Raw genomic sequence first — 26,907 nt, 5'->3', positions numbered from 1 at the left:
TTTTAGATTGCCAGTTTTAGTTTAGATTGCCAGTTTTAGATTGCTAGTTTGTTGGGCTGTAAGGCTTCCAGCCATTTCTTCTGGGGCGCTGTTTGGGGAATTTAGGGAATTAGGGAATTTATTGAACAATGCCCCAAAAGAACCCCAGGTAGCCGCGAATCAGGCTCTCTCCAAAGAAGACGGCGAGAATCGCGCCAAGTGCCAGAAAAGGGCCGAAAGGGATGGGCTGGCGACGGCTGAGCAGGCCAAGGGCGATCGCCCCACCGCCCACAAACGCCCCCAGCACGCACGCCAAAAACCCCGCCAGCAGCAGCAATTTCCAGCCCAGCCACGCCCCCATCATCGCCGCCAGCTTTGCATCACCGCCGCCCATTGCGGTTTGCCCCAGGGCCACAGAGCCAACAACCGTTATCAGATCCAGCCCCCAGATGCCCAGCACTGCGCCCACTACGCCGCCCATCACCGCTGCGGCGCTGCCCATCAGTCCGCCCTGCCCAGTGGCGACCCCCTGCGACCAGCCCATCGCCGCCTGAAAGACCAACCCTGCTACTAGTCCCGATTGAGTCAGCACATTGGGCAGGGTGAGCGTATCCAGGTCGATCAGTGCCAGCGCCATCAGCCAGCTCACCAGCGCCCAGTAGCCCACCCCAGGCAGCGGTAGCGCAAAAGACTGAGCCACGGCGACAAACAGCAAGCCTGTAATCAGTTCCACCAGCGGATATCGGGGAGAAATCGACGCTTTGCACGTTCGACACTGGCCACCCAACCACAGCCAGCCCAGCACGGGCACGTTGTCGTAGGGACGGATGGGGGTGAGGCAAGAGGGGCAGCGAGACGGCGGACGCAGCAGCGACAGCCCCGCCGGAATCCGATACACCACCACGTTGAGAAAGCTGCCGACCGATGCGCCGATGAGGAACACGATCAGTGCCCTCAGTCCTTCAAGAATTAGCTCCATAGACCAAAATTAGACAAAAATTTAGACCAAAGTGACAGAAAGCCCTTGAATCCTAGTCTCTATAGGCGCTGCAATGTCAAGCTATGGCCAAAAGTCAGGGTGCTTTCCAGCAGTTTGCAATTCTTATCTTTCGGGGCGATTTTCCCCACAGTCTCCACAAGCTTTCCACAGCGATATCGAAGTTTTCCACAGGGGATCGGGCAGTTTTCCACAGGCTTCTACGGTGGCATTGGGGCTAGAGGAATTTTCTGGGGAATTCGCCAAAGGGCGATCGCCCCCTCAGAATCATCGGGCTTTAATGAAGTTGTGTAACAAAAACCGACCTCAAATCCTCATTGCGCCGTAAAACTTTTTTAAATCTAAAGCCCTCTGCAACAGTTCTTAAGGTTGACAACCCCACCCCCTCCTGGCGCAAAATGATGCGACCTGCTCAATTAAAGCGCTCCTTGGCAGAGGGGGCCGATTATCACCAGAGTTCGATTTTTCGATCTGGCGTGTCGTCGCTATCCGCCCTCTGGCGAGAGTTTGTGCTGCTTTTGTGTGCCTGAGCGTCGGGACAAAGCAGCAACTTGCTGCCTCTCCTCACCTCCACCATCAGGTGCGTGCCTTTTCAAAACCTGACCTCATTCTGGCTGGCCCCAGTCAAACGAGAAGGTTTATCGCGAGAGGGTTTATCGAGTTTGGTTCCTGCGTCCGAGCTTCTGTTTCACCATCCAAAGCTTCATCACTGAGGTTTCCCACATGAACGCAACTGTCAGCATCCTGGCCGAAATTCCTGAAGATTTGCACCTGTCCCTCAAGGGCTACCTGGAAACCCATCCCGATTGGGATCAAGACCGGGTGTTCTGTGCTGCACTGTCGCTATTTTTGCTGCAACACGTCAGCAGCAACAGCCCCACGACCGCTCACTGCTACCGTCGGGCGGCACGGGTCTACCTTGACACGCTGTTCAAACATGCCGTTTAACAAGTCGTTTAAAGGGTTTGGGGGATGCGGCTCAGCGATGCAGAGCGATATGAAGCAGCCCCCCAAATGGCTGGATTCGCTCGCGCCACACTCGACAGAATCTAGCCGTTTATTTCAAAAGCTCCCCGCCCCAACTTCAAACCTTGAGCGGGGAGTTTTTTCCTTAAATGAGCAGACGCACCCTGGTTCCACAGACAACTACGCTGATCTGTTGCTCACCTCTGCGACAGCCACGAGCAACTGTCACAGATCAGCTTTGCAGGTCAGCGCTGCGTTAAATAGTAATCAGAATTTTATGCGGCAAATTTCAAGAAATCTAAAGCCCGCCCGCCCTGGCCCCAAGTTGGCTTGATATGATCGGGCTTGCATGACTTTGACGCTGTGGAAAGAGATTTTAGATGAACTACTTTTGGTTTAAGGCCTTTCATATTGTGGGTATTGTGGCGTGGTTTGCAGGATTGTTTTACCTGCCGCGCCTATTTGTGTATCACGCTGAGGCGTATGAACAGCCCGAACCTGCCCAGAGCATTCTGAAAAACCAGTATCAGATCATGGAGAAGCGGCTCTACAGCATCATCATGACCCCGGCGATGTTGTTGACCGTGGCAATGGCGATCGCCCTTATCACCACAGAACCCGAAGTCCTCAAGGAACCCTGGCTGCACGCCAAACTTGCCCTTGTGGTCTTGCTCATCGGCTATCACCACTACTGCAAGCGGCTGATGAAAAAACTGGCGGCCGACGAGTGCAAAATGACCAGCCAGCAGTTCCGCTGGTTCAATGAAGTTCCCACGATTCTATTTATCTTGGTGGTGATGCTGGCAGTGTTTAAGAACAACTTGCCGACGGATATCGCTGCCTATGGCGTGGTGGGTCTGCTGATTGCCTTTGCCGCCGCAATCCAGCTTTACGCCCGCAAGCGACGGCTCGACCGCGAACGCGCCCTCAGTACAGAGTTGTCTGATGCCAGCGTGGGCAGTTCGACCTAGTGAGAGGATCGAGGACTGTAGCTGGGGGCGTTGCCTACGACTTGAATAGGAAAGTAGAAGGACGACTGAGTGGGGCTGGAGTTTCCAGTCCCTTTTTATTTTTTATTCGCTCTCCGAGAGCGGTAGGTTTATCGTGAAAAGTTTCTCATCAAGCGTCAGTGCGATCGCCCCTGATTGCCAGCAGTTGAGCAAATCCATCGAGCCAGTCTATCGAGAAAATTCGTTCACTAGGTATTTTGACTCCACCGTAAAGAAGCCAGCAACAAATTCATCTCAGCTTCAGTCAACTCTCAGGGAGCTTCTCAATTCCTTCATTGATCCCGCAGTTGCGCTTCCTAAGCTTGAGATAAGGGCAATTCCAACAGCAGAACTGCTCTCTCAGAACCGCTTTGGGCAATCGGATCAAGATTTCTCAGAAAAGTTCATCATTTCTTACCGAATGCTGCGTGAAATTGGCGGATGGAACTGAGTAGTAATCAGTAGAGAACTGCATCGAACCTGTGAGTCCTATGAACGCCACATCCTCTCTTCATCAAGGTAGTCATCAAGGTAGCGATCGCCCCTCCTTGCTCCAGCCCCTCTGCAACTGGCTGGATAACCTGCAAATCCGCGATCGCCAAACTGCCCACTTCATTTCTCGGCTCATTCCCGCCCAGTGCCCCTTCGAGCGCGACATCATCGTGCTAGGTCGCAAAGTCGGGCACATTCCGCCCCTGTGCAAGCTAAACCCGCTGTACGAACAGTTTGTCGGGCTGCGATTCCGCTCACTGTGCTATTTGGCCGATCAGTGTGGCGAAGACATCAGCGTCTACTGCTAGGTCGAACAGCGTCTAGACGTTAACTCTCCCCAATCTCCCAACACTTCACCCCGGAGTTTCACCATGCAACCCACCACCCCCCAAACCAAAGCCGAATTTCCCTTTTTCCTGGAATCTAGCCTGGGCATTCTGGGCTTCCTGCTGCTGATTTGCCTGTTCTAATTCGGTTTCTTGTAAGAGGCAATTCGAGCCATCCGAACAGCTATTCATTCCAATTTGGACGAGCCAGTGACTCTATTAATCTCTCACCTCTGCGCTCCGCTGCATTTCTTCCCGCATTTCCTCAAAGTGTAGCTGTCGCCGCTGCTCATATTGCTCCATCGCTTCGCCTACGGTGACGTTGATCTCGTCCCCCAGCAGCATGACCAGCGACGTGAGATATAGCCACAGCAGCAGAATAATCACCGCACCCACTGCTCCATAGACGCGGTTATAGTCGGCAAAATTTGCAACGTATAGCCGAAATAGATTGGACAACACAGCCCAGAAAATTGCCGCCAGCAGCGCCCCTGGCAGAATGGGCCGCCGCTTGTCCCAACGGCTGGGGCCAAAGCGATAGACCGCTGCAAATGTCAGGGAAATCAGCAGTAGGGCCACAGGCAGCGGCAGCAGTTGCCATAGCGTTAGCAGCCAGGGTCGCAGCGTAGGAGCCTGAATCGACACTTGGCGCACCAGCAGATCTCCGATAAACACAATCGCCAGCGCCAGCATCAGCAGCACCAATCCGCTAACGGTCAGCCCTAAAGAGACGAGCTTGGCTTTCCAAAAGGGACGGAGGCGATCGCGCGGAATTTGATGAATCTGATCCAGGGCGGTCATGGCCGCACTCGCCGCCCCCGATGCCGCCCAAATTGCCACCAAAAAGCTGAGAGAGAATAGCGTGCGATCGCGAGAGTTACTCAGTTCTTCCGTAAAAGACTGGATAATCCCCCACGCCTCTACCGGCACTACTTCGCTGACCTGATCCATCAGGCGCAGAAAGGTCGTGTTTAGCGGCTGGAACAAGCCAATCGCCGTTAAAATTGCCAGAATCGCTGGAAACAAAGCCAGCATGGCGTTGTAGGCCATCTCTGCGGATAAACCCGGCAGGCGATGAGTCGCGGCCCGCTGGGCAACTCGGCGCACCACAGCCGGACGCAGGTGCGTGAAAAACTGGAAAAATCGAGAGGGGGTGGGCATGAAATTTGTAATGACAGGCGCAATAGCAGGCGCAATAACAGGCACAGAAATTCCGTAAACGCTACGGCTCAAATCATAGCGAGTCTGCGCTCCACAGCCTCACATTTTGCAGCCTATCCTAGCAGACGGCTTTGTGGCGACGCTCCACGGACAGAAAAACGGGCCTCCACAAGCCTCCACTTCAGGAAACTCGGAAAGACCCGATTCGTAGAACTGCCCATGTCACAGTGCTCTAGTAGCGCAGCGGTCAGTCCATCAATGCATGGAAAAAACTCGCGGAAGAAATTAGAAAACCGCTAGAACGAGAACTGGAATCGCAGGTTGCCGACATACACAGGCGGGTTGCTGTCGAAGTTATTGGCGTTCCAGATGGCATAAAAGGCCGGAACCAGAGAGATGTTGTCGCTCACAGGATAGCGATAAGATACTTCAAGCTCTGCCTGGGTGCCCCCATCGCCGCCGCCCGACAGCAAAAACTGCTCACCCGCCAAATAGTCATGGGGAATCAGGAACGAAATCACGCCCAGCGCACCCCGCTTAAACAAATCAGGGAAGCCCAGACCGACCTGGAAGGACTGTACCCGCACCTGTCGGCCTTCCTCGCGGGCCACCGGGTTCACATCCACCCGCCCCCAAGAATAGCGGGCAAACAGACCAATCCAGTCGGCAATTTGCCAGTCAAAATTGGCCATCAGCGTGTCTGCGCCAGAGTCGTTCAAAAATCCACCAAAGCCATCGTCGATATAGCCGTAGGGCACTGGCTCGCCCACAGCCCCGCCAATGAAGCCGTTGTAGGGCTTTAGGCTAGAGCGGGCATAAAGCAAACGCAGGTTGAAGTTGCGGGAGGGGGAGAAGGCAAGCTGAGCCGTAATAATGTTGCTGCTGTTGAACAGACCATCGCCAGGGTTACTGGACGTATTGAACCCAAAGGCAGGATTTAAGAACTCAGCGTTTTCAGCCAGATAGCCCACGGTGAGTTGCAGTGGGTCAATAATTTTCCACCGAATGACAATGCCGCTGCCCCGGTCAATAGCGCTCAGCAGGGTGCTGCCCGACGAGTTGAAGGTAGACGCACCTGTCTGGAAGAAGGTGAAGCGATTGCCATCAAAATAGCGATAGTAGTTAAGGCGGGGGCCGATATCCACCTGTACTGCGTCACCAATCGGGAATGAGTAGAAGAGTTCCCGCACGACGACGTTGTTGGGTGTACCAGCGCCTTGGTCGGTAAAAGGGACCCCCCAGCTATTGAAAAAGCCAGACGAGACTAGCTCATTGGCAGGCGAGTTGCCGTTCCCAACCGCAAGCTGCGTGACGAGTGAATCGCGTCCTGTGAAGGAAGTATTCAGGTTCAGGTTGACGTAGTAGCTGAAGGTGAGTTGGGGCTGGTCGCGGAAAACGCGGCTGGGGCGACCGTTGGCATCTCGAATGGGCGGCGCAAAGGCGTTGGGCGCGAAGGGGTTGCGCTCTGTCAAAATGTCGCCATCGGGGAATGCCTGGGTCAGGTTCATCCAGGCATTGCCGCGCAGAACGGTGGTGGTTGAAAACTGGTTGGCTTCTAGTTCGGCTACGGCCGCCTCCAGCGCGTCTACCCGACCCCGCAGCACAGCCAATTCTGCGGCAAACTCTCGCTGGAGGGCTTCGATTCGCGCCAGGGCTTCTGGATCGAGGGAGTCGAGCCGACCCACGACCGCATCCAGGCAAGAGGCCAGACCCGCGGCAAATTCATAACGGGTCATGGCGCGGCCGCCTCGAAACGTGCCGTCGGGATAGCCTTCTAAACAATCTAATCCGCCTTCTGCCTCAGCGTTTGCCAGGTAGGCCAGGGCTTCGTAGGCCCAGTCGCTCGGCTGTACATCGGAAAACTGCTGAACCGAGGTGACCTGGGCCATCGCAGGGTTGACATCCACTGGCAGCGTGCCGCTCAGCAGCATGTCTACTGGGATGGCGATCGCCTCGCTGGTGATCTCCGAGGCCGACAGGTCTACGGCACTGGATGCGCCATCCATTTCGGGGGGCAGCGTCGAAGGAACCTCCAGCGGCTCTACCTCTGGAGATAGCTCTGGTGAAACTTCGAGTAGATCGGTCGTGGCAGGGGTAGGGTCTAGATCGGCGACTGGAGACGGCTCAGACAAGGCTGCGTCGGCCAATCTTACATGTCCCAGGTCTGACATGGGCAGGCTGGAATCGACTGCTGAACCTTCAGCTTGGGTATCCAGAGCGGGTTGCGTCTCAGCTTCGGAGGGCGCAACTGGGCTGGCGATCGCCCGGTGATCCATTCCAAATGCCCCCGCCACGACCAACGCCGCTAGCAGAGGTCTAAACACCTCAAATCTCATTTCAAAAGCTCCTCAAGCACCACGATGAACGGTCGAGAACGATCTGATACAGCATTTTCTTGCGGGGTGAGGCACATGCTGCCCTCATGAGGCAAGGGCTTATTGACCATCCCGTGTGCCTCACTAGCTTCAAAAACGCTGTAGCTTGCTAGAAATTAAGTACGTCTTAATGCATTTCTGTCGGGTCTTAAAGTATTTTATGCATCTTTGCAATGCATTTTTTCTAAATAGCCACACCCAATAGAAATCGAAACATGAAGACTTAGAGATATAACTTATCAAGCAAGCCAGAAACATTTCATATAGGCTAATCTCAGCCGAATCTCGAATTTGTATTCCGAGTCACATTTGCAAAAGAATATTCCAGTTTGCCAATCCAAATCTGAAAAGTTAAATTGCGTCGTGATTTCAGATCAAGGCATCGACAAAAGTAATTGGCAAAAAGCCCAATCCCAATATAGTTCAAGACACTTGCTGAAAGAGCCTTTCAGAGTTAAAGACGGATTGAAGAATCCTTAGAAAAGACCTCTTCCGAGGCTTTTCAATCAATTCGTAAGCTTCTTGACAAAGAAGGCATGGCGCGTGCTTACTTCACGACAACCATGCCCACTCTAGAAACACTTTTTGCAAGGCTAAATTGCTTCGCCAACTCAAATCAAACTCGAATCAAAACAGTGCATCAAGCCTATGATTCTTCAACGAAGCCCTGCGAAACTTCCTCTGCATCATCCTTTCGAGGGAGCAGCCAGCTTAGCAGGATTGCCGTCAAGCCGCCCGTGGAAATGCTGGAACCAAAGAGATTTCTGAAAAGAGGCGGCTTGCCATCAAAAATCTCTGGGGCATATAGCACGCCCAAGCCCAGTGCCAGAGAAACGGCAACAATGATCATCGACCGACGATCCAGATTTGCAGAAGACACGATGTTCAAGCCAGCAACAGCGATCGAGCCAAACATAATCAGCGTTGCACCGCCCAGCACAGGCTGAGGAATGGCCTGGAACACGCCCCCTACGATGGGCAGCAGACCCAGGATAGCGAAGATAGCAGCGACAAAGAAGCCCACATAGCGGCTGCCCACACCCGTCATTTGAATCACGCCGTTGTTTTGGCTGAAGGTGGTGTTGGGGAAGGTATTTAGCAAAGCGGCGATCGCCGAGTTGACCCCATCTCCCAAAACGCCGCCCTTGATCCGGCGAACATAGAGCGGTCCCTTCACGGGTTCGCCAGATACGGCCGAAGTCGCAGTCAAGTCGCCCACGGTTTCAATTGCCGTCAAAACGTACAGCAAAATAAAGGGAAGGAACGTCCCCAAGTCGAAGCGCATCCCATAGCGGAACGGAATGGGCAGGCTGAAGAATGACAGATTGCTCAGGGCGCTGAAATTGACCAGACCCATGAAAGCAGCGATGATGTAGCCCACCAGCAAACCAATGGCGATCGCCCCCATGCGTAGGAACCGATTCCCAGAGACGGTGAGAATCACAACAATCGCCATCACCAGCCCACCCAGCGCCAGATTTTGCCAGCTTCCAAAACTACCATCCGCCGCCCTCTGGGCCGCCGCACCGCCTGCCAGACTGATAATTCCAGTTCGGATCAGCCCCAAACCGATAATCATCACCACCGTACCCGAAACCACTGGCGTAATGATTTTGCTGAGCAGGTGCAGAAAGCGGCTCAGAATAATTTCCACCGCAGAGCCAAAAAAGCATACGCCAAAGATCAGCGCCAGCGCTTGCTCCGGGGTGCTTCCGCCCTGAATTGCGCCTGTGCCTGCGCCGATAATGGGGCCCAAAAAGGCGAAACTCGTTCCCTGCAAGCTGAGCAGCCCAGAGCCAACGGGACCGATTCTGCGGCACTGAATAAAAGTACAAAGACCGGACGCAAAGAGCGACATGCTCACGAGGTAGCTTGTATTGACGGGATCTAGTCCCAAAGCACCTGCAATAATCAGCGGCGGCGTAATGATTCCGACGAATGACGCTAGCACATGCTGAAGCGCCACGAACAGAGATTCCCCAACCGGAGGCTTGTCGTTTAGCCCGTAGAGCAGTTCCGACTTAATAATCGGTTCGCTTGATGCGGAGGTTTCCTCCAGCGTTAAATCATGATCTGCTTGTGCCATTCCCCTTCCACATCTCCTGAAATAAAAGCTAGAACAGAAATTTTATAAAACGAGGGTTTGCATCAAAGATTCGCAACCAATCAGAATTTTATTTGTGCCAAAAGATACGAAATTAATGTGTAAATCGCCTGAGATAGATGTAGATAAATGCAGTAGGAAACCAGCTTTTGAAAGGGCAGCGCAGAACCTTAAAAAAATTGGGGCAATCAGACCTTTGGCCAACAAAACTGCTGTCAGGACTGTTCCCCAAGACCTGCACCACAGAATCTTGCATTGCTGACCCTGCCCCTCTCGAAAAAAGCGCCATTCGAGCAAAGACTTGCCAATGATGCTCATCATCAAGGTGCCAGGGAATTGCATACAAAATACTGTATACAGCCCACAGCTATAACTGTAGTCGAGCGATCGCCCGGATGCTGTAGCTTCAGATACGAAAGCCTGCCTCGTTCTCATAAAGCCACGGTTGGCCGCTCATGAGGGACTGTTGGGAGATTGAACCTTGCCCGAAGTTGGGTCTCTCGCAATTACGGGGTATCTCGCAATACAAAAGATTGCTAAAACCTGCGGCTACGATACTGAGCTTGATGGCGCAAGCTCACAGATGTTTGGGAGGCGTAATGCACAGTGTTTTGGGCAGTCTAATCCGTCGATTGTGGGGAGGGTATTGGATTCGGAGTGTATTTGCGATCGGACTGGTGCTGTGGTTCGGGTTTGGTGGGGCGATCGCCGCCTATGCTGACAAAGCGCCCCAGGTACTCGTGTTTGACACGGAGCCAGAGGCAGTTAGCGTCCTGTCGGTCTACGAAACCACACCTGACACCCAGCTCAATGCCGTTTCTACCGTACTCAAGTCCAGTAAGGCGTTCTTCAAGGGTGCAGAAGGTTTTAAGGGGCTATCGGTGTTGCAGAGCGAAGACGGCTCTCGCGTGGTTGCCCTGACTCAGTGGACGGATGCCGCTAGCTATGAAGCATTTATGGCCCAGCCCGTTGAAGACTACACCAAATACCAGAAGGAGTATCAGAAAGAGTCTTCCAAAGGCGGTCAACCCCCGATGACGGTAACGCCCGCCAAAACAGAAGTATTTGAACTCGCGGATATGCAGATTCCGAGCGGCATGGTGCCTGTGATCCGCGGCCAGGGGGCGCTAGTGCAACTGGGCGAGGTCTCGGTAGCAGAAACAGAGGACTTGCCAGAGGTGCTGTCTGAGGTAGAGCAAGCGCTGCCAGCCGTCACCAAAATGTATCCGGCCCCGCGCTCAGTCATCCTGCTGAAGTCTGTCGATAATTCGGAAGCCTTGCTAATGGCCTATTGGGGCTATGCGGAGGAGTTTCAAGACCTGGCCCAGGTTCCAGCGGTGGATGTGCTGTCTGGACTGGGTGCGGTTGAAGCGGAAGATGGTGAGGAAGCAGGGGCGATCGCCCTTCCAGTCCCTCCCAAAGTCGATCAACACCTCTATAAAGTAGTGAACGTAATCGCGCCCAAGCCGCCCAAGCAGTACAGCAAGAAGTCTTATTAACCACAGAAACAAACCTGTCTGTTAAACAAGCCCGTCCTGAAAGTCCGTGCTGAAAAATTTTGTGATTAGGATTCGGGCTTGGACGAGAGCGCTGAGGGGGTGACTGTGGAATGGGCGATCGCCGGATTCATTGCCTCAAAAATCCACAAAATTCCCACACACAGCAGCGAGCTTGCCCCAACCACCAGCCAAAACACATGAGCCACCGAAGCTGATTGATCCATTGCCCATCCGCCCAGCACTGGCCCAATAAAATAGCCAATCGTCCAGCACTGAGAGCTAACGGCCATATAGGCCCCTCGCAGCGTATCGGGAGCCAGATCAGACACAATCGCCGAAAAGAAAGGCTTATAAGCCACCGAACCAATTGACAATAGACACAGCGCCACCACACCCCAGATAAACTGACCCTCCTCAAAGGAACCCGTCGCCCACAGCAGCGAAAACCCTGCCCCCCAGAGCAACATTGCCGCCATTAGCACTCGCACTCTGGGATAGGGCGTAAGCAATTGCGCCAGCGGCAGTTGCAGCAGCGCCCCCACGCCGATGTAGCACCAGGTAAACAGGCTGGCCGTACTCGACACCGACACTCCTGGTGTGGGGTCAGCCCCTGCCACAAAGTTCGTGAAGTAGAGCGGAATAGTGCTGGTGACCAGCGCCACATAGGTTGTAAAAAACACATTCGCCGCCATAAACACCAGCAGCAGCTTATCTTTCAACGCAACCAGAATGCCCTGTTCGGCCGCGCCCGGTTTTGCCTGGGGCTGCTGCCCTGGCTGCATGGTGAATTGCATCAGCAGCAGATAAGCCAGGAAAATCGCCGCGCAGCCTAGAAAAATGGTCTGCGGCACGTCCTGAATCACGCCCAGCAAAAGGCTGCCGCCAAACACCCCAGCCCCCACACCGACATATTCCGAAACGCCCATCAGCGCAAAGGCATGATGGCGCTCTTCTGGCGGCGCAGCATCCATAACCGCTGCATTAGAAGCCGTCCAATAAAACCCCAAACTAATGCCCAGCACCAAGCTCGCCACAATTAGCAGCGGCAAAGTCGTGGCCACACTCAGCATCAGCGACACCCCAATCCCCAGCGCCGCCGCCAAAACCAGCACTCGCTTGCGTCCCCAGCCAGACAAATCTGCTAGCGTGCCGCCGATGAAGTGACCGCTGACCTCGCTGACGGCACTCAGCCCCACCGCAAAACCCACAGAAGCCGCCGACAGACCAATATGGTTTACAAACAGGATCGGGATATAAAAGCTGATCAGTCCGTAGGCAATCTGGCAGAGTAGCCGACCAATTGCCTGAATCCAGACAAGTCGGTTGGCAGATTGGACAGAGGCAAACAGAAGGTTCATAGGCGGCTTCAGGGGCACGAGATTTCTTTAAGGGTAAAGGACTGGTGACTGTGTGGCTACTCCCTGGGTTCGAGCTGTCAAAACCCGCTGACACAGCTTGTGGGCAAACATCACGGTCTGCAATATCAATTTTTTAAGGGGTGCTACGACTGAAATTGCTGGAAGCTCCGCAAACGCTTGACTAGCAATCCAAAATCGCAAATCCAAAATCAAGAATCAATGTGAGCTAATGCTCTCAAACAAACGTAAAATGCCCGGAGCCAGGCCCCAGGCATTTGTCTTGAAGGTGTTTAAGCTGGAAGGTATTCGAGCGTTGTCAGAAGCGGTCAAACTGCTTTAGCAGTTCCTATTTCTTACACGACTTCCCGCTCGCGCACGTACTCTTCCGTCGTGACCGAAGGCTCAAACACGCTGTAGTAGAGCCACCCAGCCAGAACAGCACCACCAATGGGAGCTAGCCAGAACAGCCACAGTTGAGAAACGTGGGACAAACCTGCAAACAGCGCAACGCCCGTGCTACGAGCGGGGTTGACCGAAGTATTCGTCACGGGGATGCTGATCAGGTGAATCAGCGTCAGCGCTAGACCGATGGCAGCGGGGGCAAAGCCTTTGGGGGCGCGGCGATCGGTGGAACCCAGAATCACCAGCAGGAACACAAAGGTCAGCACGACTTCGATCAGCAGGGCCGACCAGAAGCCATAGCCACCAGGAGAATGCACACCCCAGCCATTCGTTGCCAGCGGGTTGGAACCGGATAGCGCAAAGCCGGGACGATCTTGGGCGATTAGGTAAATCACACCGCCAGCCAGAATTGCACCCAGCACTTGAGAAATGATGTAGGGTAGCAGGTCTGCACCAGAGAAGCGCTTGCCCGCCCACAGACCAAAGGACACGGCGGGATTGAAGTGTGCGCCAGAAATGTGGCCGAAGCCATAGGCCAGGGTGAACACCGTTAGACCGAAGGCCAGGGAAACACCCAGAAAGCCCAAGCCGAGCGGATTGCTGCCGTCACCATAGGGAAAGTTTGCTGCCAGCACGGCGCTGCCGCAACCGCCCAGCACCAGCCAAAAAGTGCCGATAAACTCGGCGATTAGCCGCTTTGTAAGGGGAATAGGAAGGGACATATTTACACAAGCTCCTCAAAAGAATGTGGCTAGGGATCTAGACACTCAATCTGTGAATTTAAACGGAATCACGCAAAGGCAGGATTGCGCTCAAAGTCAACCCCGATAAGACAGAAAACAGGTTGCTTTAGAGCAACAATATTCCATTTGGTAGCAGGATATACGTAACTGCACCGAAAGACAAGTTGTTGCGCGACACAAACGTCGCAATTTCGTCAGGAAATATTGATAGCTTAAGGAACTCATTGGAAAGCTTAATCCTGGCTGGCGACATGGATTGGAAGCCAAACCAAAAAGGCAGTGCCGGGTAAGGTGCTGGGTTCGATTAATCCACTCTCGTCGGCTGGGCTAAAGACCTGGATTTCGCCCTGCATCTGGGAAATGAGGTCGCGGGCGATCGCCAATCCTAGCCCCGTTCCAGGAATCTCGCCCTGGGACTGTACGCCGCGAAAGTGTCGTTCAAACAGATGCTCAAAGTCGGCTTTGGGAATGCCGGGGCCGGTGTCGAGAATGGCGATCGCCTGCTGGGTCTGTCCATCCAACTCGCGCTCGATGCCGCCGATCAATCGCACTATGCCACCCGACGGAGTATATTTCAGCGCATTGTCTAGCAGATTATTCAGGACTTCTTGCAGGGCGCGGCGATCGCCCCGCACAAAGGGCAGGTCGGGCGGCAGTTCGGTTTGCAACGTTAGGCCCCGTTCCTGGGCGATCGCACTGGCAGAACTGACCAACGGCGCGACCACAGCCGCCAAATCCAGTGCTTCGATCTGCATTTGTCCAGTAACGGAGCGAGGTTCTAATGAGGTTGGGACTGCCTGAGATGGCAATGCCAAGGGCGGCGATCCGCCAGAACGAACCTCTGCATCACGGGGTGGCGATGCAGGACTGGCTTCGGGCAGGGAAGCAGGGTCGAGATCGATGAGGGTATCAAACTGGCGCAGCAGATCTTGCAGGCGATCGCTCTCTCGCACGATGCCCTCTGCCACGGTGCGGTTTTCGTCCTCCGGCTGGACGCGACGTAGCAGCAGTTTGCCAAAGGTGCGAACCGCCGTCAGCGGATTGCGAAACTGATGCAGCAGGTCATCCATCTGGTCGCGCTGCTGGCTTTGCAACACCTGGCGCTGATGTAGCTCAAACTCAGCCCACTGCGATCGCTGATCCAGCAGACGGGCGATCGCCAGCGTTTGGGCGATATGCTCGACCTGGCTCTGCTCCTGTTCTCCCCAAAGACAATCCGAACAAGCGGTCACTAGCAGCCCCATCATCATGCCTTCATAGACGAGCGGCAGGACAATTTTCTGGGAGTATAGCCCCGGTTCGGCAGCGGGTTCAGCGGCACTCTGAGAGGTGGGGTCTGGTGTTTCTGGCGGGCGATCCGACTGCCGCGGGGTTGAGGCAGGGTTCGGAAGATAGGCGGGCGATCGCTCTGCATCTGCCAACAGCCGTCGGGGAGGCAGGGGGGTGCCAGACGGCCCGCCCGATAACAGCCGTAGAATCTGTTCCTGGCTCCAATCCACCGCTTCTTCAGGATAGGCAGCGACAGGCGTTAGATCAGCGTCACCGCCCGCCGTTGGGTCATCTGTTAAATACACCACGCTCAAAGCAGCCCCAAGCCCCTGCGTCAGCGCCGCAATCTGCGACTGACAAAGCAAAACAAACTCAGGGCTGGCTGGCATCAACATGTTGCAAGCTATTACAGCGTTTCTGAAGCTGAGGTACGTAGAGGGGCACAAAAACCTTTGCCTTTCCAGGGTGGCGCGTACCTCGCCCTGCAAGGAAATGCTGTATGCAGTTTCAAAAGGGATTGCAAATGCTCTATCCCCATTAGCCACTCATTATAGAAGCGATATGAGCGTCAGACGGATTAAAAACGGGGCGAAGCAAGCTCTAAGAGCGCCTTACCAACTTACTTGTCTGTTAAATAAATTGGCTTTGCTTACACGTTCGATCAAGAAAGCTGAATCAAGGAGGCATTTGCTCAGGGCCTGTGCCAAGCACCTGTACCATCAGACAAATGACAAACAGCCCAGCCTGAGCGGGGCTTCGGCAGGTTTACAGTGCCTTGGACAGGCGGCAGAGTATAACGAAATATTAAGCCTCGCCGCAGATAAATTAAGCAATTCTGCGAAATATCGGGGCTTCTAAGCCGACATCTCTAAGATTTTATGTCGGTAGGTTAAAAGAAGTTGAAATTTTGAGACTAGGACACTATACTGGCGACGGTTTAGTTTTTTGTAACTACAGTTACATCTATTCCTAGAGAGAGAGGAGGTCAGGAGGTTGGCAAGGAGACGTAAGCGTAAGAGTCGTCGCCGCCTGGAGGGGCGTAGAATCCTGGAGTTGGTGCCTCAGTACAGTATTGAAAGTGGCGAAGATAAACCCGTCACGGCTGCTAGAAAGTTCATTCAGGCTGAGGGCATTGCGCCACCGGCCTTGCTGCTCGTCAAGCGAAACGAACACACCACTGATCGCTATTTTTGGGCAGAGAAGGGGCTTTTTGGGGCGCAGTATGTCGAGGAAAACCATTTCCTGTTCCCCAGCTTGCGGCTGTCGGAAGATGAGTCCGATGAGCTTTCACTCGCTTCAAGTCGGTAATCTCGCTTCGGTTCTCAGCTAGCGCAAGTAGTTTGAATGGTTCATCCGCATCTTCAAGGCTCTTGTGACGTTCAGGTGTCGGGCGCTGTTCAATCAGTGTAAGCGGCGAATAGCTAGATAAATTCTAAATAGATAGTTAGAGCCTGCTAGTCCGATTGCAAGGATGCTCAGGGCAGTTTGGATCAGAACCTGTAAAGCTGCAAGCGCATGAATTGAGACAGCTTAGAGAAAATCAAAGCAAGCGGTTTTCAGATTTCATCAGAAATTGCTGGCTTTTTCAACTAGTGGGACGCGGGGCTATGCATTTAGCTCCGCTTTTTTTTGAGCTTTAGGGCTGAGGTTGGAGAGGTGGATTGTAGGCGATCGCCCAAGCATTGAACCAGGAGTTCACTGCGTTCGCGTTTTAAGTTGAATATTAGATTGGGTATTACAGCATTTTCTTGCGGGGTGAGGCACATGCTGCCCTCACGAGGCAAGGGCTTATTGACCATCCGTGTGCCTCACTAGCTTCAAAAATGCTGTAGTTGGATATTAAGTTGACACTAGGGATAACACCGTTGCCAGACCGTCGGTGTAGTTTATGTAACTAACACGCACCTTTTGCCCAAACACAACGAAAAACGTTGTAAAGCTTCATGATTTTGCGTCTCGCTCGTAGGCAAGCTGGCCGGCGATGTAGGTCGCGGCGATCGCCCGTTCATCTCCCAGGATCATTGTGGCAAAGACCGCGTCTGCCATTTCCTGAAAATCAGCGGGCACGGCCACTGGGTTCCGCTTTGCCAGGATCGGCGTGGATTGCAGATCTAGCGCCACTAGGTCGGCTTCTTTGCCCACCTGGAAGTTGCCAATTTTGTCGTCTAGCAAAAGCGATCGCGCTCCCCCCAGCGTCATCATGTAAAACGTCTGGAACGCAGACAGGCGATCGCCCCGCAGTTGGGTCACTTTATAGGCTTCGCTGGCCGTCCGCAGCATCGAGAGGCTCGTCCCGCCGCCCACGTCGGTCGCCAGTCCCACTCGCACGGGCGCTTCAGGCGATTTGGCCTTTTTCAGGTTGAACAGGCCACTGCCCAGAAACAGGTTCGACGTGGGGCAAAAGGCGATCGTCGCACCCGACCGCGACAGCCGCTCAAATTCGGAATCGCTGAGTTGGATGCCGTGGGCAAAAATCGAGCGATCGCGCACCAGCCCAAAGGATTCATACACATTCAGGTAATCGGTACACTCTGGAAATAGCTCCAGAGTAAACGCCACTTCTTTGAGATTTTCTGACAGGTGCGTGTGTAGATAGACATCGGGAAACTCTTCCAGCAGCTTGCCCGCCGCCCGCAGTTGCTCTGGCGTAGAGGTGATGGCGAAGCGCGGCGTGATGGCATAGAGGAGGCGATCGCACTTGTGCCACCGCTCAATTAGCGCCCGACTATCTGTGTAAGCACTCTCAGCCGTGTCTGTCAGATACTCCGGCGCGTGGCGATCCATCATCACCTTGCCTGCCACCATCCGCAGGTTGCGCCGCTGCGCCTCTTCAAAAAAGGCATCCACAGACTCCGGAAACACCGCCGCCAGCACCACCGCCGTCGTCGTGCCATTTTTCACCAGTTCCTCTAAGAAAAAAGCCGCCACCTGACGGGCGTAATTCTTGTCTTTGAACTTTGCCTCCGTGGGGAACGTGTACTTATTTAGCCATTCCAGCAGTTGTTCGCCGTAGGCCCCAATCATCTCTGTCTGGGGATAATGCACATGCGTATCGATGAATCCTGGAACCAGGAGGCGATCGCGCTGATGGGTCACGGGCACATTCGGATACTCCGCCCGCACCACTGCATATTCGCCCAGCGCCCGGATGCAGCCGTTTTCCAGCACCATTAGCCCGTCATGAATATAGCGGACGCTTTCCGATTCAGGCACGTAATAGGGATCATCTAGAAAATCGAGAAACGCACCTCGGATGGCATGAAGCGTCGAGTCGGTAGAGGGGTTGGCGTAGGCGAGGGTCATAGGATAGAAGGATTCAGAGGTCAGGAGTCGCAGGGCAAAGGCCCCGAAGGGAGCAAGCTCAGAGACTTCCGGGGCACGAGTCCTGAAGCCAAATCCCCACTACAAAAGCCTATGCCCAGATTAAGGGGTTTTGTCCAGGCTGCTGTAGCGTCGCTATCAGTCAAGTGCTGAAAACGGGTGCTGAGAAATTTTGCCCTTCAAAAACCAGGTAGCGATACGGATCGCTCTCGCAAGAATGACTGCAACTCTTCGCGGGTGGGCAAAGACGGCTGTGCGCCGGGCCGGGTGACGGATATAGCAGCAGCGGCGGCGGCCTGCGTAGTTGCCTGGCGCAGACTCAGCCCGGCGGCCAGTCCGGCAGCCAGCCCCCCATTAAAGCAGTCACCTGCGGCTACGGTGTCTACGGCCTGCACCGGAAAGCTAGGAATTTCAAAAGTTTCATCCGTCGTTATGCAGACCGCTCCGGCTTTGCCCAGCTTGCTAATGACAGTGCCCACCCCCCGCTCGTGCAGCACAGCCGCCGCTTTTTGAGCCGACTCCAGGTCGGTCACTGGGAACCCCACAAGCTGCCCCGTTTCCACCTGGTTGGGCGTGATGATGTCAATTAGGGGAAATAGCTCGTCGGGCAGATCCGTGCGGGCAGGGGCGGGGTCGAATAGCACCGTCACCCCGGCAGCTTTGGCGGCTTTGGCGGCGGCGACCACTATCGGCAAAGGAATTTCCAGTTGCAGCAGCAGCACCTTCGTCTGGGGCAAAATTTCTGCAAGCCGCGCCACGTCGGATTCATCCACCCGACCGTTTGTACCGGGCACTAGAATAATCGTGTTTTCGCTAGCATCATCCACTGCAATCATGGCGATGCCGGAGTGGGTGCTGGAGTCAATCAAGATGCGATCGCACGCCACGCCGCTCTCCTGCAACCCCCGCAGCAAGTCCTGTCCAAAACCGTCGCCGCCCACGCGCCCCACCATCGCCGTTGGCACACCCAGCCGCGCCACCGCCACTGCCTGATTTGCGCCCTTGCCCCCCGGCACCGTTTCAAACCTATGCCCCGTCAGCGTTTCGCCGGGCTTGGGCAGACGCGGCGTGCGGGCGACGAGATCCATATTGAGGCTGCCGAAGACGATGACGGACATGGGGAATTAAGAGGGAAGAGGGAAGAACGAAGAGGGAAGAAGGAAGAAGGAAGAACGAAGAGGGAAGAAGGAAGAGGGAAAGGGTTTCGTTTTTGGGTTTTCCCTTTCTGTGTCAAGCAACTCATCATCCTGACCCTTTATCACGGACTCGCCAGGCGCATCAGCGCACTCTTCACCGCTGGTGGCAGCACGCGCATGATCTTGCCCTTTTCGCGATCGACCGCGACAAGCGTAACCTGGGCGGTGGCGTAGAGGATTTCGCCATCGGGGGACTGGATGCGGTAGTCGCAGTTGAGGCGCACGCCGTCCATCTGCAACCGAGTGCGGACGATCGCCCCTTCGCCCATCTGGATGGCGCGGTGATAACGCAGCGAAAGTTCTACGACGGGCAGTTCGCAGCCAATCGCCACGAGGTCTTCATAGTTCACGCCGATGGAGCGCAGATACTCGACGCGGGCTTCTTCGAGCCAGGCAATGTAGGTGCCGTGCCAGGCTACGCCTGCATAGTCGGTGTGGTGGGGCTGGACGCGCACAGGATAGTCAAACCAGGTGTCGCTGACGGCGACGGCGGGCTGGATGGCATGGGTGGGAAGTTCGGTCATAGATGCGCTGCAAACAGGTCAAGAGTCCTCCTCAGGCGGCCGGACGCGAGGCGCGGCCTCCTCTATGCTATCAGCGCGATTGGGACAATTTGCCAGAGGGACGCAACTGAGGGAGGGGAGAGGCTAGGCGGGCGTGAGGGGCGATCGCCCGGTCATATCGCCCGGTCATGGGGACATGACTCCAGCAGGCTGATGCCAGCAGTGCGCCTATGCCACAAGCTGCGCTTCCGGCAGATAAAGCCGCTCCTCGTCTGCGTCATACTCAAATAGTTCTGCATAGCGTCCCCAATCTACAGCGGTCGCGAACTGGCGCTCTGCCTCGGCGTGGGGAAAATGTTCGTCCCACAGATCCAGGAAAAAGTCTGCCCGCATGGAGCCGTTTTGCTTTTCGCGTAGGGTGCTGCAAATACTGTCAAACACGGGCACATGGCGCAAAAGCTGCTGTCGGAACAGGTCTTTGCTTTGCAGGATGGTGGTGGTGGCAAAGTCTCGCCCCACTTCCGTCAGCCTCACATCTCCGCCAGCGACCGTTGCAAAACCCAACAGAACGGCCGCATCCAAAATGGGCAGCAGATCATCGACCGTTAGCCCCAGGCGCTCGGCCAGGCGGGGCAAATCTTCCTGTCCATCGGGCTTTTCCACCAGCAACTCCAGGAGGCCGCTGATGCCGCCGACGCGGGCGTGGGGTAAGTGCATTTCGTAGGGCGATCGCTGCACGCTGCTGGCCGCCGCACCCTCGAATCGGGTGGCAGGAACGGGGCTGGCGGCGACTTCTCCAGCCACTCCCAGTCCAGTCACCTCCAGGTCGGGGTTGGTCATGACGGTGTAGAGATAGTCCACCAATGCGGTGAACCGGGGATGCGTGCGATCGTGGGAGCGGGGCAGATCGACCGTGACAATGCCGCGAATGCAGCCGGGCCGCGCACCCAGCACCACAATCCGATCGGCCAGAAACACGGCTTCCTCGATGTTGTGGGTGACGATCAAAATACTTTGAGACGGGAACTGGCCTGCATTCCAGAGATCGTCAATTTCGCCCCGCAGGTTTTCTGCGGTCAGCACATCGAGGGCGCTAAACGGCTCATCCATAAACAGCACTTTGGGCTGTAGCACCAGGGCCCGCGCAAAGCCGACCCGCTGCTTCATGCCGCCCGATAGCTCCTTGGGATAGGCGCTTTCAAACCCATCCAGCCCCACGAGGTCAATGGCATCGAGCGATCGCCGTCGTCGTTCTGCCAGGTCTACACCCTGAGCATCCAGCCCCAGTTCAACGTTTTCCTGCACCGTCAGCCAGGGCAACAGTGCAAAGCTCTGAAACACCATCGCTACGTCGGTATTCGTTCCCTTGAGGGGCTGTCCGTTACTGTAGACCCTACCCTCGCTTGGCGAAAGCAACCCCGCCATGATTCGCAGCAGCGTACTCTTGCCACTCCCGCTGCGGCCGAGTAGCGCCACGACTTCCCCAGCATAGATGGCAAGATTGATGTTGCTGAGAACCGTGAAGCTTCCTTTCCCCTCAGGAGATGCAAAGCTTTTACTCACCTGCTCAACGGCAATCAGGGGGGTGTCTGGAAGAGTCTTGGGGGGCATGGGGCACTCCTGGAAGCGGATGTTTCAGAGGAATTTTTCTAGATTTCTAGAGATGATATTTTGTCTCAGCTAGTTCATAGAGTCGCCGCCAAAACAGGCGGTTGAAACCGACCACAAACAGGCTCATCATGGCAATGCCCAGCGTAATGCGGGGCCAATCACCCAGGGTAGTGGCTTCGGTAATATAAGTCCCCAGCCCCGTGGCGGTGAGGGTACTAGACCCCCAGGATACAATCTCAGACACGATGCTGGCGTTCCAAGCACCGCCGCTGGCTGTGACCCCGCCCGTTACCCAGGCCGAAAAGATGCCCGGAATAATCACTTTTCTCCAGCGCTGCCAGCCTCGCAGCCCCATGTTGTCTGCCATTTCCCGGAGGTCGGTGGGAATTGTCTGGGCCCCAGCGATGGAATTGAACAGGATGTACCACTGAGCGCCCAGGGCCATCAGCAGAATGCTGCCCCACTCGATGCTGATGTTGGTGCGGATAAAGAAAAGGGTGGCAAAGGGGAAAATAAAGTTTGCGGGGAAAGACGCGAGGAACTGCACGACGGGCTGCAAGAGTCGTGCCAGCTTGGGATTGAACCCGATCGCCACGCCGATGGGAGTCCAAATGATCGTGGCAATGACCATCAGCACCATCACCCGCAGCAGGGTCAAAAGCCCCAGCCAAAAGGTTTTTAGGACTTCGGCGGGGCCGACTGTTCTGAAGATAAAGTGCAGCATCCAGGCGATGATTGCGCCGATGATCAGCAGTAATAGCAGATTGAACAGGCGATCGCCCTTTTCGCCAGGCCCATCGCTCTCTGGATAGGTGCTGCGTGGTGGCGTGAGGGCCGACAAGACCCGCTTGGTTGATTCTCCAATCGGCCGCAGCAGCCGCCCCAGCGTGCGCGGGATACGGGCTGCTTGCAGCAGGTCGTACACCCAGGAAGTGGGCGACGCAGCCCCAGCGCTCTGCTCCAGGCGGAACTTGTCTGACCAGACGACAATCGGTCGCCAAAATAGCTGATCGACCAGCAAAATCACAATGGCAATGGTCAGGATGGCCCAACCCAAGGCAGAGAGGTTCTCCTGGGCGATCGCCTTTTCCACGTAGGAGCCAATCCCCGGCAGCGTGTATTCCTGATTCAGCACGCTGATGGCTTCGCTAGCCGCCACAAAGAACCAGCCCCCGCCGAAGCTCATCATGGCGTTCCACACCAGCCCAATCATGGCCGACGGAACTTCCAGCCGCGTAAACCGCTGCCAGCCCGATAGCCGATACAGCCGAGCGGCTTCCATGAGTTCCTGTGGCACAGTCCGCAGCGACTGGTAAAACGAAAAGGTCATGTTCCAGACTTGGCTGGTGAAGATGGCGAAAATCGACGCGGCCTCCAGCCCCAGCAGGCTCCCTGGAAATAGCGCAATAAACCCTGTCACCGTAATCGACAGAAACCCCAGCACAGGGACAGACTGCAAAATATCCAGCAGCGGGATCATAATCCGCTCGGCGCGGCGGCTTCGGGCAGCAATATACCCATAGATCAGCGTAAACAGGGTGGAGAACGCCAGCGCGATGAACATCCGCAGGGTCGAGCGCCCGGCATAGTAAGGCAAATTGCGCGGGTCGAGGTCGATTTCGGGTGAGACTTCGGGCGGCGCAAAGCGAACCATCATGTCTGCCCCCAGACGACCGATCAGGGCAAGCAGGGCGATCGTGCCCAGGATCACGGCGATATCGGCAAGGCCGAAGGGGAACCGTTTGAGGGCTTCAGGTGTGGGGAAGGTACGCATGGCGCGGATATACTCGCTGGGCGGACATTGAAGGACTTTAGAGGTACTTTAGAGCATCTCAGATTAGAGGAAGAGAATTTGGTTGGGCAAGATCAGTAGAACACGCAGTCTACGGCAGAATAGGCGATCGCCCTTGCTTGCTCTCCAGCTACGTCGATTACGTCTACGTCAATCTGACACATCAATCTGACACATCGATCTGACTCTTGTCTGAGGCACGTCAATTTTTACATCATTTCCGCCGCAGCCCAGACCGCCGTATTTTAAGCTGGAATACGGATATTGCAAGGGATTCGGGCATTGGGGCGATCGCCGGCCTATTCATCTGGATTGGCATCGTTGCGATGTTTCGGTGAACGTTCCAGCGCGTGTTTTGTGAATGTTCTAGTCATTTGAGCATTCTTTTTAAGACATCTGTTCTGACTTAACTTGTTCTGACTGAAAAGCTGTTAAGAGGCAAGCATGATCGAGAAAATTTTGCTAGCAAATTCTGGCACTGGGCATACCGAAGAAATGCTCAAAAGCCTGATGGAGATTCCGATTTTTCAGGCGGCAACGGTGACCGTGCTGCACGTCGTCCCGCCGCAGGTGACGGCCGATGACATGGTAGCCAAGTGGGAAGAGGGCGGCAGGATTTTGTCTCAAGCGATCCAAAACTTGAAGCTTGACCCGGCGCGGGTGACGGCAGTGCTGCGTGAGGGCGAACCCAAAGACGTGGTGCTAAAAGTAGCGGATGAAGTGGATGCCGACCTGATCATCATGGGATCTCGCGGGCTGAAGCGGATTCAGTCAATTCTGGAAAATTCCGTCAGCCAGTATGTGTTTCAGCTTGCCTCGCGGCCAATGCTGCTGGTGCGGGATGATCTCTATGTAAAGAAAATAAACCGCATCATGGTGGCGATGGACAAGTCCGACTCGGCAAAGGAAACGCTGAAGCTGGCTATTACCTTCCTGCGCGACATCAAGGGCGGGCAACTGGTGCTGGTGCATACTAACCCGGAGATGAAGCTCAAGCCGGGTGAAATTGCGGCGAACCCAGAGGAAGATCCGGTGCTGATTCCGGCGATCGCCGAAGCCAAAAAATACGGCATTTCCTACAAAACCGTCGCCCCCGAAGGCAAACCCGGCGAACGCATCTGCCAACTGGCAGAAGACCTGAACGTAGACCTGCTGATGCTCGGTTCGCCCGATCGCCGCCCCACCATTGCCAAGGGATTGCCCGACCTGGATCGGCTGCTGGGGCAATCGCTGTCGGATTATGTGCGGGTGTATGCGCCGTGCCCCGTGCTGCTGGTGCGAATTCCGAATCCGTAGCCAGGAGCGACCGTTCACAACAGGACGTACCTTAGCCGATCGCCCTCAGGTAGGCAGCGCTGAGCCGGTTCAGGTAGTTCTTTAGGCTGAAGTTCTGGGCCACCTGTTTCCCGGTTTCTGCGAGATGGTCGCGTAGGGGGCGATCGCCCAAGATTTGTTCTAGCTTGGCTTGAATATCCGCCACGTCGTAGGGATTCACGTACAGTGCCGCCGGGCCGCAGACCTCTGGCAAGCAGGACGCGCTCGACGTGACCACCGGACAGCCCATCGTCATCGCCTCGATCGGCGGCAGCCCAAACCCTTCGTAGAGCGACGGGAAGACAAAACAGTACGCACCCTGATACAGATAGCGCAGGGCATCACCGGGGACATATTCCAGCAGGCGCACGTCCTGCTTGGCACCGGGGTCAAACAGATAATCCAGCCGCCCCAGGTCGTCCTCAAAGGACCAGGCCTTTTTGCCCACGATCACCAGCGGCATCTCTGTTTCCAGCGCGGCGTAGGCCTCCAGCAAGCGCCCGACGTTCTTCTTGGGTTCGATCGCCCCCACAAACAGCAGATAGTTCTGATAGCCGAGCCGATAGCGCTTCAGGAAGTCGCCGATTTCCTCTGGCGTTGCGTCCAACGGCTTAATATTGACGGGCTGGTAGGTGACAACGATTTTGTCGGGGTCGGCATCAAAGTAGGACAGCACATCTTTTTTGGTGTGTTCCGACACGGCGATCGTGAGGGTGGAATCCTTGAGCGATCGCTTCACTTTGTTGTAGAAATCCTTCTTGTTGTCCAGCGTGGTATAGGGCAGGCGCAGCGGAATCAAATCATGAATCGTGGTGACTTTCTTTGCACCGGGAATGCTGACGGGCAGGGGAAACGTGGCGTGCCACAGGTCGATTTTTTCGGGAATTGTCACCTGAGTAGACCGTCCAAACAGGTTGAACGCCGCATTGGCGACGCTGTAGCACTTGGGCAAGTTGTACGACCGGGCAAGCTGAATGAAATCTTCGGTAAACTTGCCCTGCTTTAGCACCACCTCGCCCACGGCTTCCCGCCGCCACGCCCGATAGAGCGACGGCATGGAGGATTTCAGCAGGTCTTTGATCAGCATCAGGTTTTCGACTAGCTTGCGCCCGCCCACGTCCTGCTCGTCAAAAAACAGCACCTCGTCCAAAATCGGGTCTTTTTTGTTGCTGTTGCGGCTGAGCAGCACGTCCACATCCGCCCCCAGCACCGTCAGCGCCCGAATCAGGTTCACCGCGTAGGTGCGGATGCCCGTGCCCGTAGTCAGTTGCAGGTTGTAGCCATCAACGAGAACTTTCAGACCCGCCAAGACAGGTTCCGCCAAGGGCGGCTCTGGGGGGCGATCGCGCTCCACAGGTTCCACCGCATCCGCCTTGGACACCGCAGGCACCGCCAGTTCCTTCAGCGCTGCATCTACCATTGGCTGCCCGTCCTCTTGCCGCTCGCTGATGTTGCCCCAAGTCGAACCCTGCTCCGTAATCTGGAAGCTCCGCACCAGCCCCGGCACGCAGACCAAGTACTTGCCCCGCTTGGGAATGGCATGGGGCGACCAGGCAGTGATCCACCAGTCCTCATCGGCTCCCTGACCCGGCTTGCCGCCCGTCGGCTTGGGTGCGCCCAGGTACGGCGTAGGAATCGGCATCACCCCAGCCCAATAGTCCCGATGGGCGTGCAGGTGTTGCCCCGGCATAGAGCGCTTAAACAGCACTTCGTACCCGGCAATGCTGCCCTTGGCAAAGGTGGGATGCTCCAGCGCGTCGCGCCCTGCCAGAATCGGTCGCTCCAGGGGGTCTTGGATCTGCTCCAGAATCTTGAACAGGTCGGGATGCACGTCCACATCGTCCTGGAAGTAGGAAATCCAGTCGATGGCGGGGTCGGCTAGCCAGTAGCCGATGCCGACGTTCATGGCGTTGGGCAAGCCGCGATTTTCGGGAATGTGGATGAGGGGAACACCGTGTTCGTCGGCAATACGCTGATTCTCGGCGGCGTTTTCGGGACTGGAGGCATCGTCCACAATCACCACGGGCGCACCGAGCTGAAGGATCTGGGGGAGCGATCGCCCCAGGCTCTCTGGTCGGTTGTAGGTGGTAATCGTCACGCCATAGCGAATCGGCTTTACCTGGCCCCGCTGCTGCGCCTCCACCACCGCAAGCTGGTTCAGCAAGGGCTGGAGGTGTACCCCTGCTGCCTTCGGCGCGTTCTCCGGCGGCTGCTTGGCAAACACCACAAACACCGCATTGGCAAAAATCGGCTGAAACGTCCGCAGCACCTCCAGCGCAAAGGGTGGCTCGACCTCCGCTACCATGCCCTTGTGCATCACCACATAGTCGAAGTGAGACGGCGGCAGCAGGTAGGTGATGTTGTAGTGATAGTTGCCTGGAAAGAACTCCATGAACTCGTTTGGCGCAAGAATCGCGTCGAGTTCATGGGCATGTTGCTTCAGGAAATCGCGGGTTTCGATCCAGGCGGGGTCAGTGAGGGGAAACGGCATTTTAACCAGAGACAGGATG

21 protein-coding genes are annotated in these 26,907 nt (G+C 55.5%); 8 read left to right on the top strand and 13 right to left on the bottom strand.

Going from position 1 to position 26,907, the window contains the following annotated elements; genetic code table 11:
- Nucleotides 1–118: 118 nt before the first annotated feature.
- The gene (locus tag IGS16_RS21390; RefSeq protein WP_297088980.1) at nt 119–958 is read right to left on the bottom strand and encodes an A24 family peptidase; all 840 of its coding nucleotides are present in this window, start codon (nt 956–958) and stop codon (nt 119–121) included.
- Between the two features lie 741 nt (nt 959–1,699).
- Between IGS16_RS21390 and IGS16_RS21385 the strand changes: the two genes are divergently transcribed.
- From IGS16_RS21385 to IGS16_RS21370, 4 genes are all read left to right on the top strand, one after another.
- Complete coding sequence (locus IGS16_RS21385; RefSeq protein ID WP_277772323.1) at nt 1,700–1,924, top strand: DUF2811 domain-containing protein; 225 nt, start codon at nt 1,700–1,702, stop codon at nt 1,922–1,924.
- A gap of 398 nt (nt 1,925–2,322) precedes the next feature.
- Nucleotides 2,323–2,913 carry a protoporphyrinogen oxidase HemJ gene (gene hemJ / locus IGS16_RS21380; protein WP_297088978.1) on the top strand — a complete coding sequence of 197 codons (591 nt, stop codon included), beginning with the start codon at nt 2,323–2,325 and terminating at the stop codon, nt 2,911–2,913.
- A gap of 133 nt (nt 2,914–3,046) precedes the next feature.
- Nucleotides 3,047–3,382, top strand: coding sequence for a hypothetical protein (locus tag IGS16_RS21375; RefSeq protein ID WP_297088976.1), 336 nt, complete (start codon nt 3,047–3,049; stop codon nt 3,380–3,382).
- 40 nt (nt 3,383–3,422) lie between these two features.
- Nucleotides 3,423–3,731: a Mo-dependent nitrogenase C-terminal domain-containing protein gene (locus IGS16_RS21370; RefSeq protein ID WP_297088974.1), complete on the top strand. Its 309-nt coding sequence runs from the start codon at nt 3,423–3,425 to the stop codon at nt 3,729–3,731.
- A 237-nt stretch (nt 3,732–3,968) separates the two neighbouring features.
- Here IGS16_RS21370 and IGS16_RS21365 read toward each other — a convergent pair whose 3' ends face one another.
- The 3 genes from IGS16_RS21365 to IGS16_RS21355 form a co-directional block, all read right to left on the bottom strand.
- A complete protein-coding gene (locus tag IGS16_RS21365; protein ID WP_297088972.1) occupies nt 3,969–4,910 on the bottom strand; it encodes a YihY/virulence factor BrkB family protein in 942 nt (313 codons plus the stop codon).
- Nucleotides 4,911–5,206: 296 nt separating this feature from the next.
- Nucleotides 5,207–7,234 (bottom strand): iron uptake porin, encoded by a 2,028-nt coding sequence (locus IGS16_RS21360; protein ID WP_297088970.1) that lies wholly within the window; start codon nt 7,232–7,234, stop codon nt 5,207–5,209.
- Nucleotides 7,235–7,931: 697 nt separating this feature from the next.
- The gene (locus IGS16_RS21355; protein ID WP_297088968.1) at nt 7,932–9,371 is read right to left on the bottom strand and encodes a nucleobase:cation symporter-2 family protein; all 1,440 of its coding nucleotides are present in this window, start codon (nt 9,369–9,371) and stop codon (nt 7,932–7,934) included.
- Nucleotides 9,372–9,988: 617 nt separating this feature from the next.
- Here IGS16_RS21355 and IGS16_RS21350 point away from each other — a divergent pair.
- Nucleotides 9,989–10,888 (top strand): antibiotic biosynthesis monooxygenase, encoded by a 900-nt coding sequence (locus tag IGS16_RS21350; protein ID WP_297088966.1) that lies wholly within the window; start codon nt 9,989–9,991, stop codon nt 10,886–10,888.
- A gap of 65 nt (nt 10,889–10,953) precedes the next feature.
- Here the strand turns inward: IGS16_RS21350 and IGS16_RS21345 are convergent, their stop codons facing one another.
- The 3 genes from IGS16_RS21345 to IGS16_RS21335 all read right to left on the bottom strand — a co-directional run bounded on the left by IGS16_RS21345 (nt 10,954) and on the right by IGS16_RS21335 (nt 15,049).
- Nucleotides 10,954–12,246, bottom strand: a complete 1,293-nt coding sequence (locus tag IGS16_RS21345) for an MFS transporter (protein ID WP_297088964.1) — start codon at nt 12,244–12,246, stop codon at nt 10,954–10,956.
- A gap of 353 nt (nt 12,247–12,599) precedes the next feature.
- Entirely contained in the window at nt 12,600–13,358 is a 759-nt protein-coding gene (aqpZ, locus tag IGS16_RS21340; RefSeq protein WP_367185856.1) for an aquaporin Z, read from the bottom strand.
- 266 nt (nt 13,359–13,624) lie between these two features.
- Nucleotides 13,625–15,049: a HAMP domain-containing sensor histidine kinase gene (locus tag IGS16_RS21335; RefSeq protein WP_297088960.1), complete on the bottom strand. Its 1,425-nt coding sequence runs from the start codon at nt 15,047–15,049 to the stop codon at nt 13,625–13,627.
- Between the two features lie 604 nt (nt 15,050–15,653).
- Between IGS16_RS21335 and IGS16_RS21330 the strand changes: the two genes are divergently transcribed.
- A complete protein-coding gene (locus IGS16_RS21330) occupies nt 15,654–15,968 on the top strand; it encodes a DUF3155 domain-containing protein (protein WP_068512609.1) in 315 nt (104 codons plus the stop codon).
- A gap of 633 nt (nt 15,969–16,601) precedes the next feature.
- Here the strand turns inward: IGS16_RS21330 and guaD are convergent.
- From guaD to IGS16_RS21305, 5 genes are all read right to left on the bottom strand, one after another.
- Nucleotides 16,602–17,963 (bottom strand): guanine deaminase, encoded by a 1,362-nt coding sequence (gene guaD, locus IGS16_RS21325; RefSeq protein WP_297088958.1) that lies wholly within the window; start codon nt 17,961–17,963, stop codon nt 16,602–16,604.
- A 197-nt stretch (nt 17,964–18,160) separates the two neighbouring features.
- On the bottom strand, nt 18,161–19,099 hold the full coding sequence (gene rbsK / locus IGS16_RS21320) for a ribokinase (protein ID WP_297088956.1): 939 nt from the start codon (nt 19,097–19,099) through the stop codon (nt 18,161–18,163).
- 140 nt (nt 19,100–19,239) lie between these two features.
- Nucleotides 19,240–19,701 (bottom strand): thioesterase family protein, encoded by a 462-nt coding sequence (locus IGS16_RS21315; protein ID WP_297088954.1) that lies wholly within the window; start codon nt 19,699–19,701, stop codon nt 19,240–19,242.
- Nucleotides 19,702–19,908: 207 nt separating this feature from the next.
- On the bottom strand, nt 19,909–21,291 hold the full coding sequence (locus IGS16_RS21310) for a nitrate/sulfonate/bicarbonate ABC transporter ATP-binding protein (protein ID WP_297088953.1): 1,383 nt from the start codon (nt 21,289–21,291) through the stop codon (nt 19,909–19,911).
- 46 nt (nt 21,292–21,337) lie between these two features.
- On the bottom strand, nt 21,338–23,065 hold the full coding sequence (locus IGS16_RS21305; protein ID WP_297088951.1) for an ABC transporter permease subunit: 1,728 nt from the start codon (nt 23,063–23,065) through the stop codon (nt 21,338–21,340).
- Between the two features lie 206 nt (nt 23,066–23,271).
- Here IGS16_RS21305 and IGS16_RS21300 point away from each other — a divergent pair, with 206 nt between their 5' ends.
- Together IGS16_RS21300 and IGS16_RS21295 are read left to right on the top strand one after the other, a co-directional pair.
- On the top strand, nt 23,272–23,421 hold the full coding sequence (locus IGS16_RS21300; protein WP_297088949.1) for a hypothetical protein: 150 nt from the start codon (nt 23,272–23,274) through the stop codon (nt 23,419–23,421).
- Nucleotides 23,422–23,527: 106 nt separating this feature from the next.
- Entirely contained in the window at nt 23,528–24,379 is an 852-nt protein-coding gene (locus tag IGS16_RS21295; RefSeq protein WP_297088947.1) for a universal stress protein, read from the top strand.
- A 31-nt stretch (nt 24,380–24,410) separates the two neighbouring features.
- Here the strand turns inward: IGS16_RS21295 and IGS16_RS21290 are convergent, their stop codons facing one another.
- Nucleotides 24,411–26,888, bottom strand: a complete 2,478-nt coding sequence (locus IGS16_RS21290) for a glycosyltransferase (RefSeq protein ID WP_297088945.1) — start codon at nt 26,886–26,888, stop codon at nt 24,411–24,413.
- Nucleotides 26,889–26,907: the final 19 nt, after the last annotated feature.

The organism is Thermoleptolyngbya sp. C42_A2020_037, from assembly GCF_015272455.1.
In the GTDB taxonomy this organism is placed as follows: domain Bacteria; phylum Cyanobacteriota; class Cyanobacteriia; order Elainellales; family Elainellaceae; genus Thermoleptolyngbya.
The sequence above is the reverse complement of the archived record's forward strand: the minus strand, read 5'-3'. Positions and strand labels throughout refer to the sequence as shown.

Bases quoted from the DNA above. Each gene is read 5' to 3' on its own strand.
- hemJ (WP_297088978.1), top strand. From the start codon at position 2,323: ATGAACTACTTTTGGTTTAAGGCCTTTCATATTGTGGGTATTGTGGCG.
- IGS16_RS21365 (WP_297088972.1), bottom strand. From the start codon at position 4,910: ATGCCCACCCCCTCTCGATTTTTCCAGTTTTTCACGCACCTGCGTCCG.
- IGS16_RS21290 (WP_297088945.1), bottom strand. From the start codon at position 26,888: ATGCCGTTTCCCCTCACTGACCCCGCCTGGATCGAAACCCGCGATTTC.
- IGS16_RS21350 (WP_297088966.1), top strand. From the start codon at position 9,989: ATGCACAGTGTTTTGGGCAGTCTAATCCGTCGATTGTGGGGAGGGTAT.
- IGS16_RS21315 (WP_297088954.1), bottom strand. From the start codon at position 19,701: ATGACCGAACTTCCCACCCATGCCATCCAGCCCGCCGTCGCCGTCAGC.
- IGS16_RS21390 (WP_297088980.1), bottom strand. From the start codon at position 958: ATGGAGCTAATTCTTGAAGGACTGAGGGCACTGATCGTGTTCCTCATC.
- IGS16_RS21295 (WP_297088947.1), top strand. From the start codon at position 23,528: ATGATCGAGAAAATTTTGCTAGCAAATTCTGGCACTGGGCATACCGAA.
- IGS16_RS21335 (WP_297088960.1), bottom strand. From the start codon at position 15,049: ATGCCAGCCAGCCCTGAGTTTGTTTTGCTTTGTCAGTCGCAGATTGCG.
- IGS16_RS21305 (WP_297088951.1), bottom strand. From the start codon at position 23,065: ATGCGTACCTTCCCCACACCTGAAGCCCTCAAACGGTTCCCCTTCGGC.
- rbsK (WP_297088956.1), bottom strand. From the start codon at position 19,099: ATGTCCGTCATCGTCTTCGGCAGCCTCAATATGGATCTCGTCGCCCGC.
- IGS16_RS21385 (WP_277772323.1), top strand. From the start codon at position 1,700: ATGAACGCAACTGTCAGCATCCTGGCCGAAATTCCTGAAGATTTGCAC.
- IGS16_RS21345 (WP_297088964.1), bottom strand. From the start codon at position 12,246: ATGAACCTTCTGTTTGCCTCTGTCCAATCTGCCAACCGACTTGTCTGG.
- IGS16_RS21310 (WP_297088953.1), bottom strand. From the start codon at position 21,291: ATGCCCCCCAAGACTCTTCCAGACACCCCCCTGATTGCCGTTGAGCAG.
- IGS16_RS21370 (WP_297088974.1), top strand. From the start codon at position 3,423: ATGAACGCCACATCCTCTCTTCATCAAGGTAGTCATCAAGGTAGCGAT.
- IGS16_RS21355 (WP_297088968.1), bottom strand. From the start codon at position 9,371: ATGGCACAAGCAGATCATGATTTAACGCTGGAGGAAACCTCCGCATCA.
- guaD (WP_297088958.1), bottom strand. From the start codon at position 17,963: ATGACCCTCGCCTACGCCAACCCCTCTACCGACTCGACGCTTCATGCC.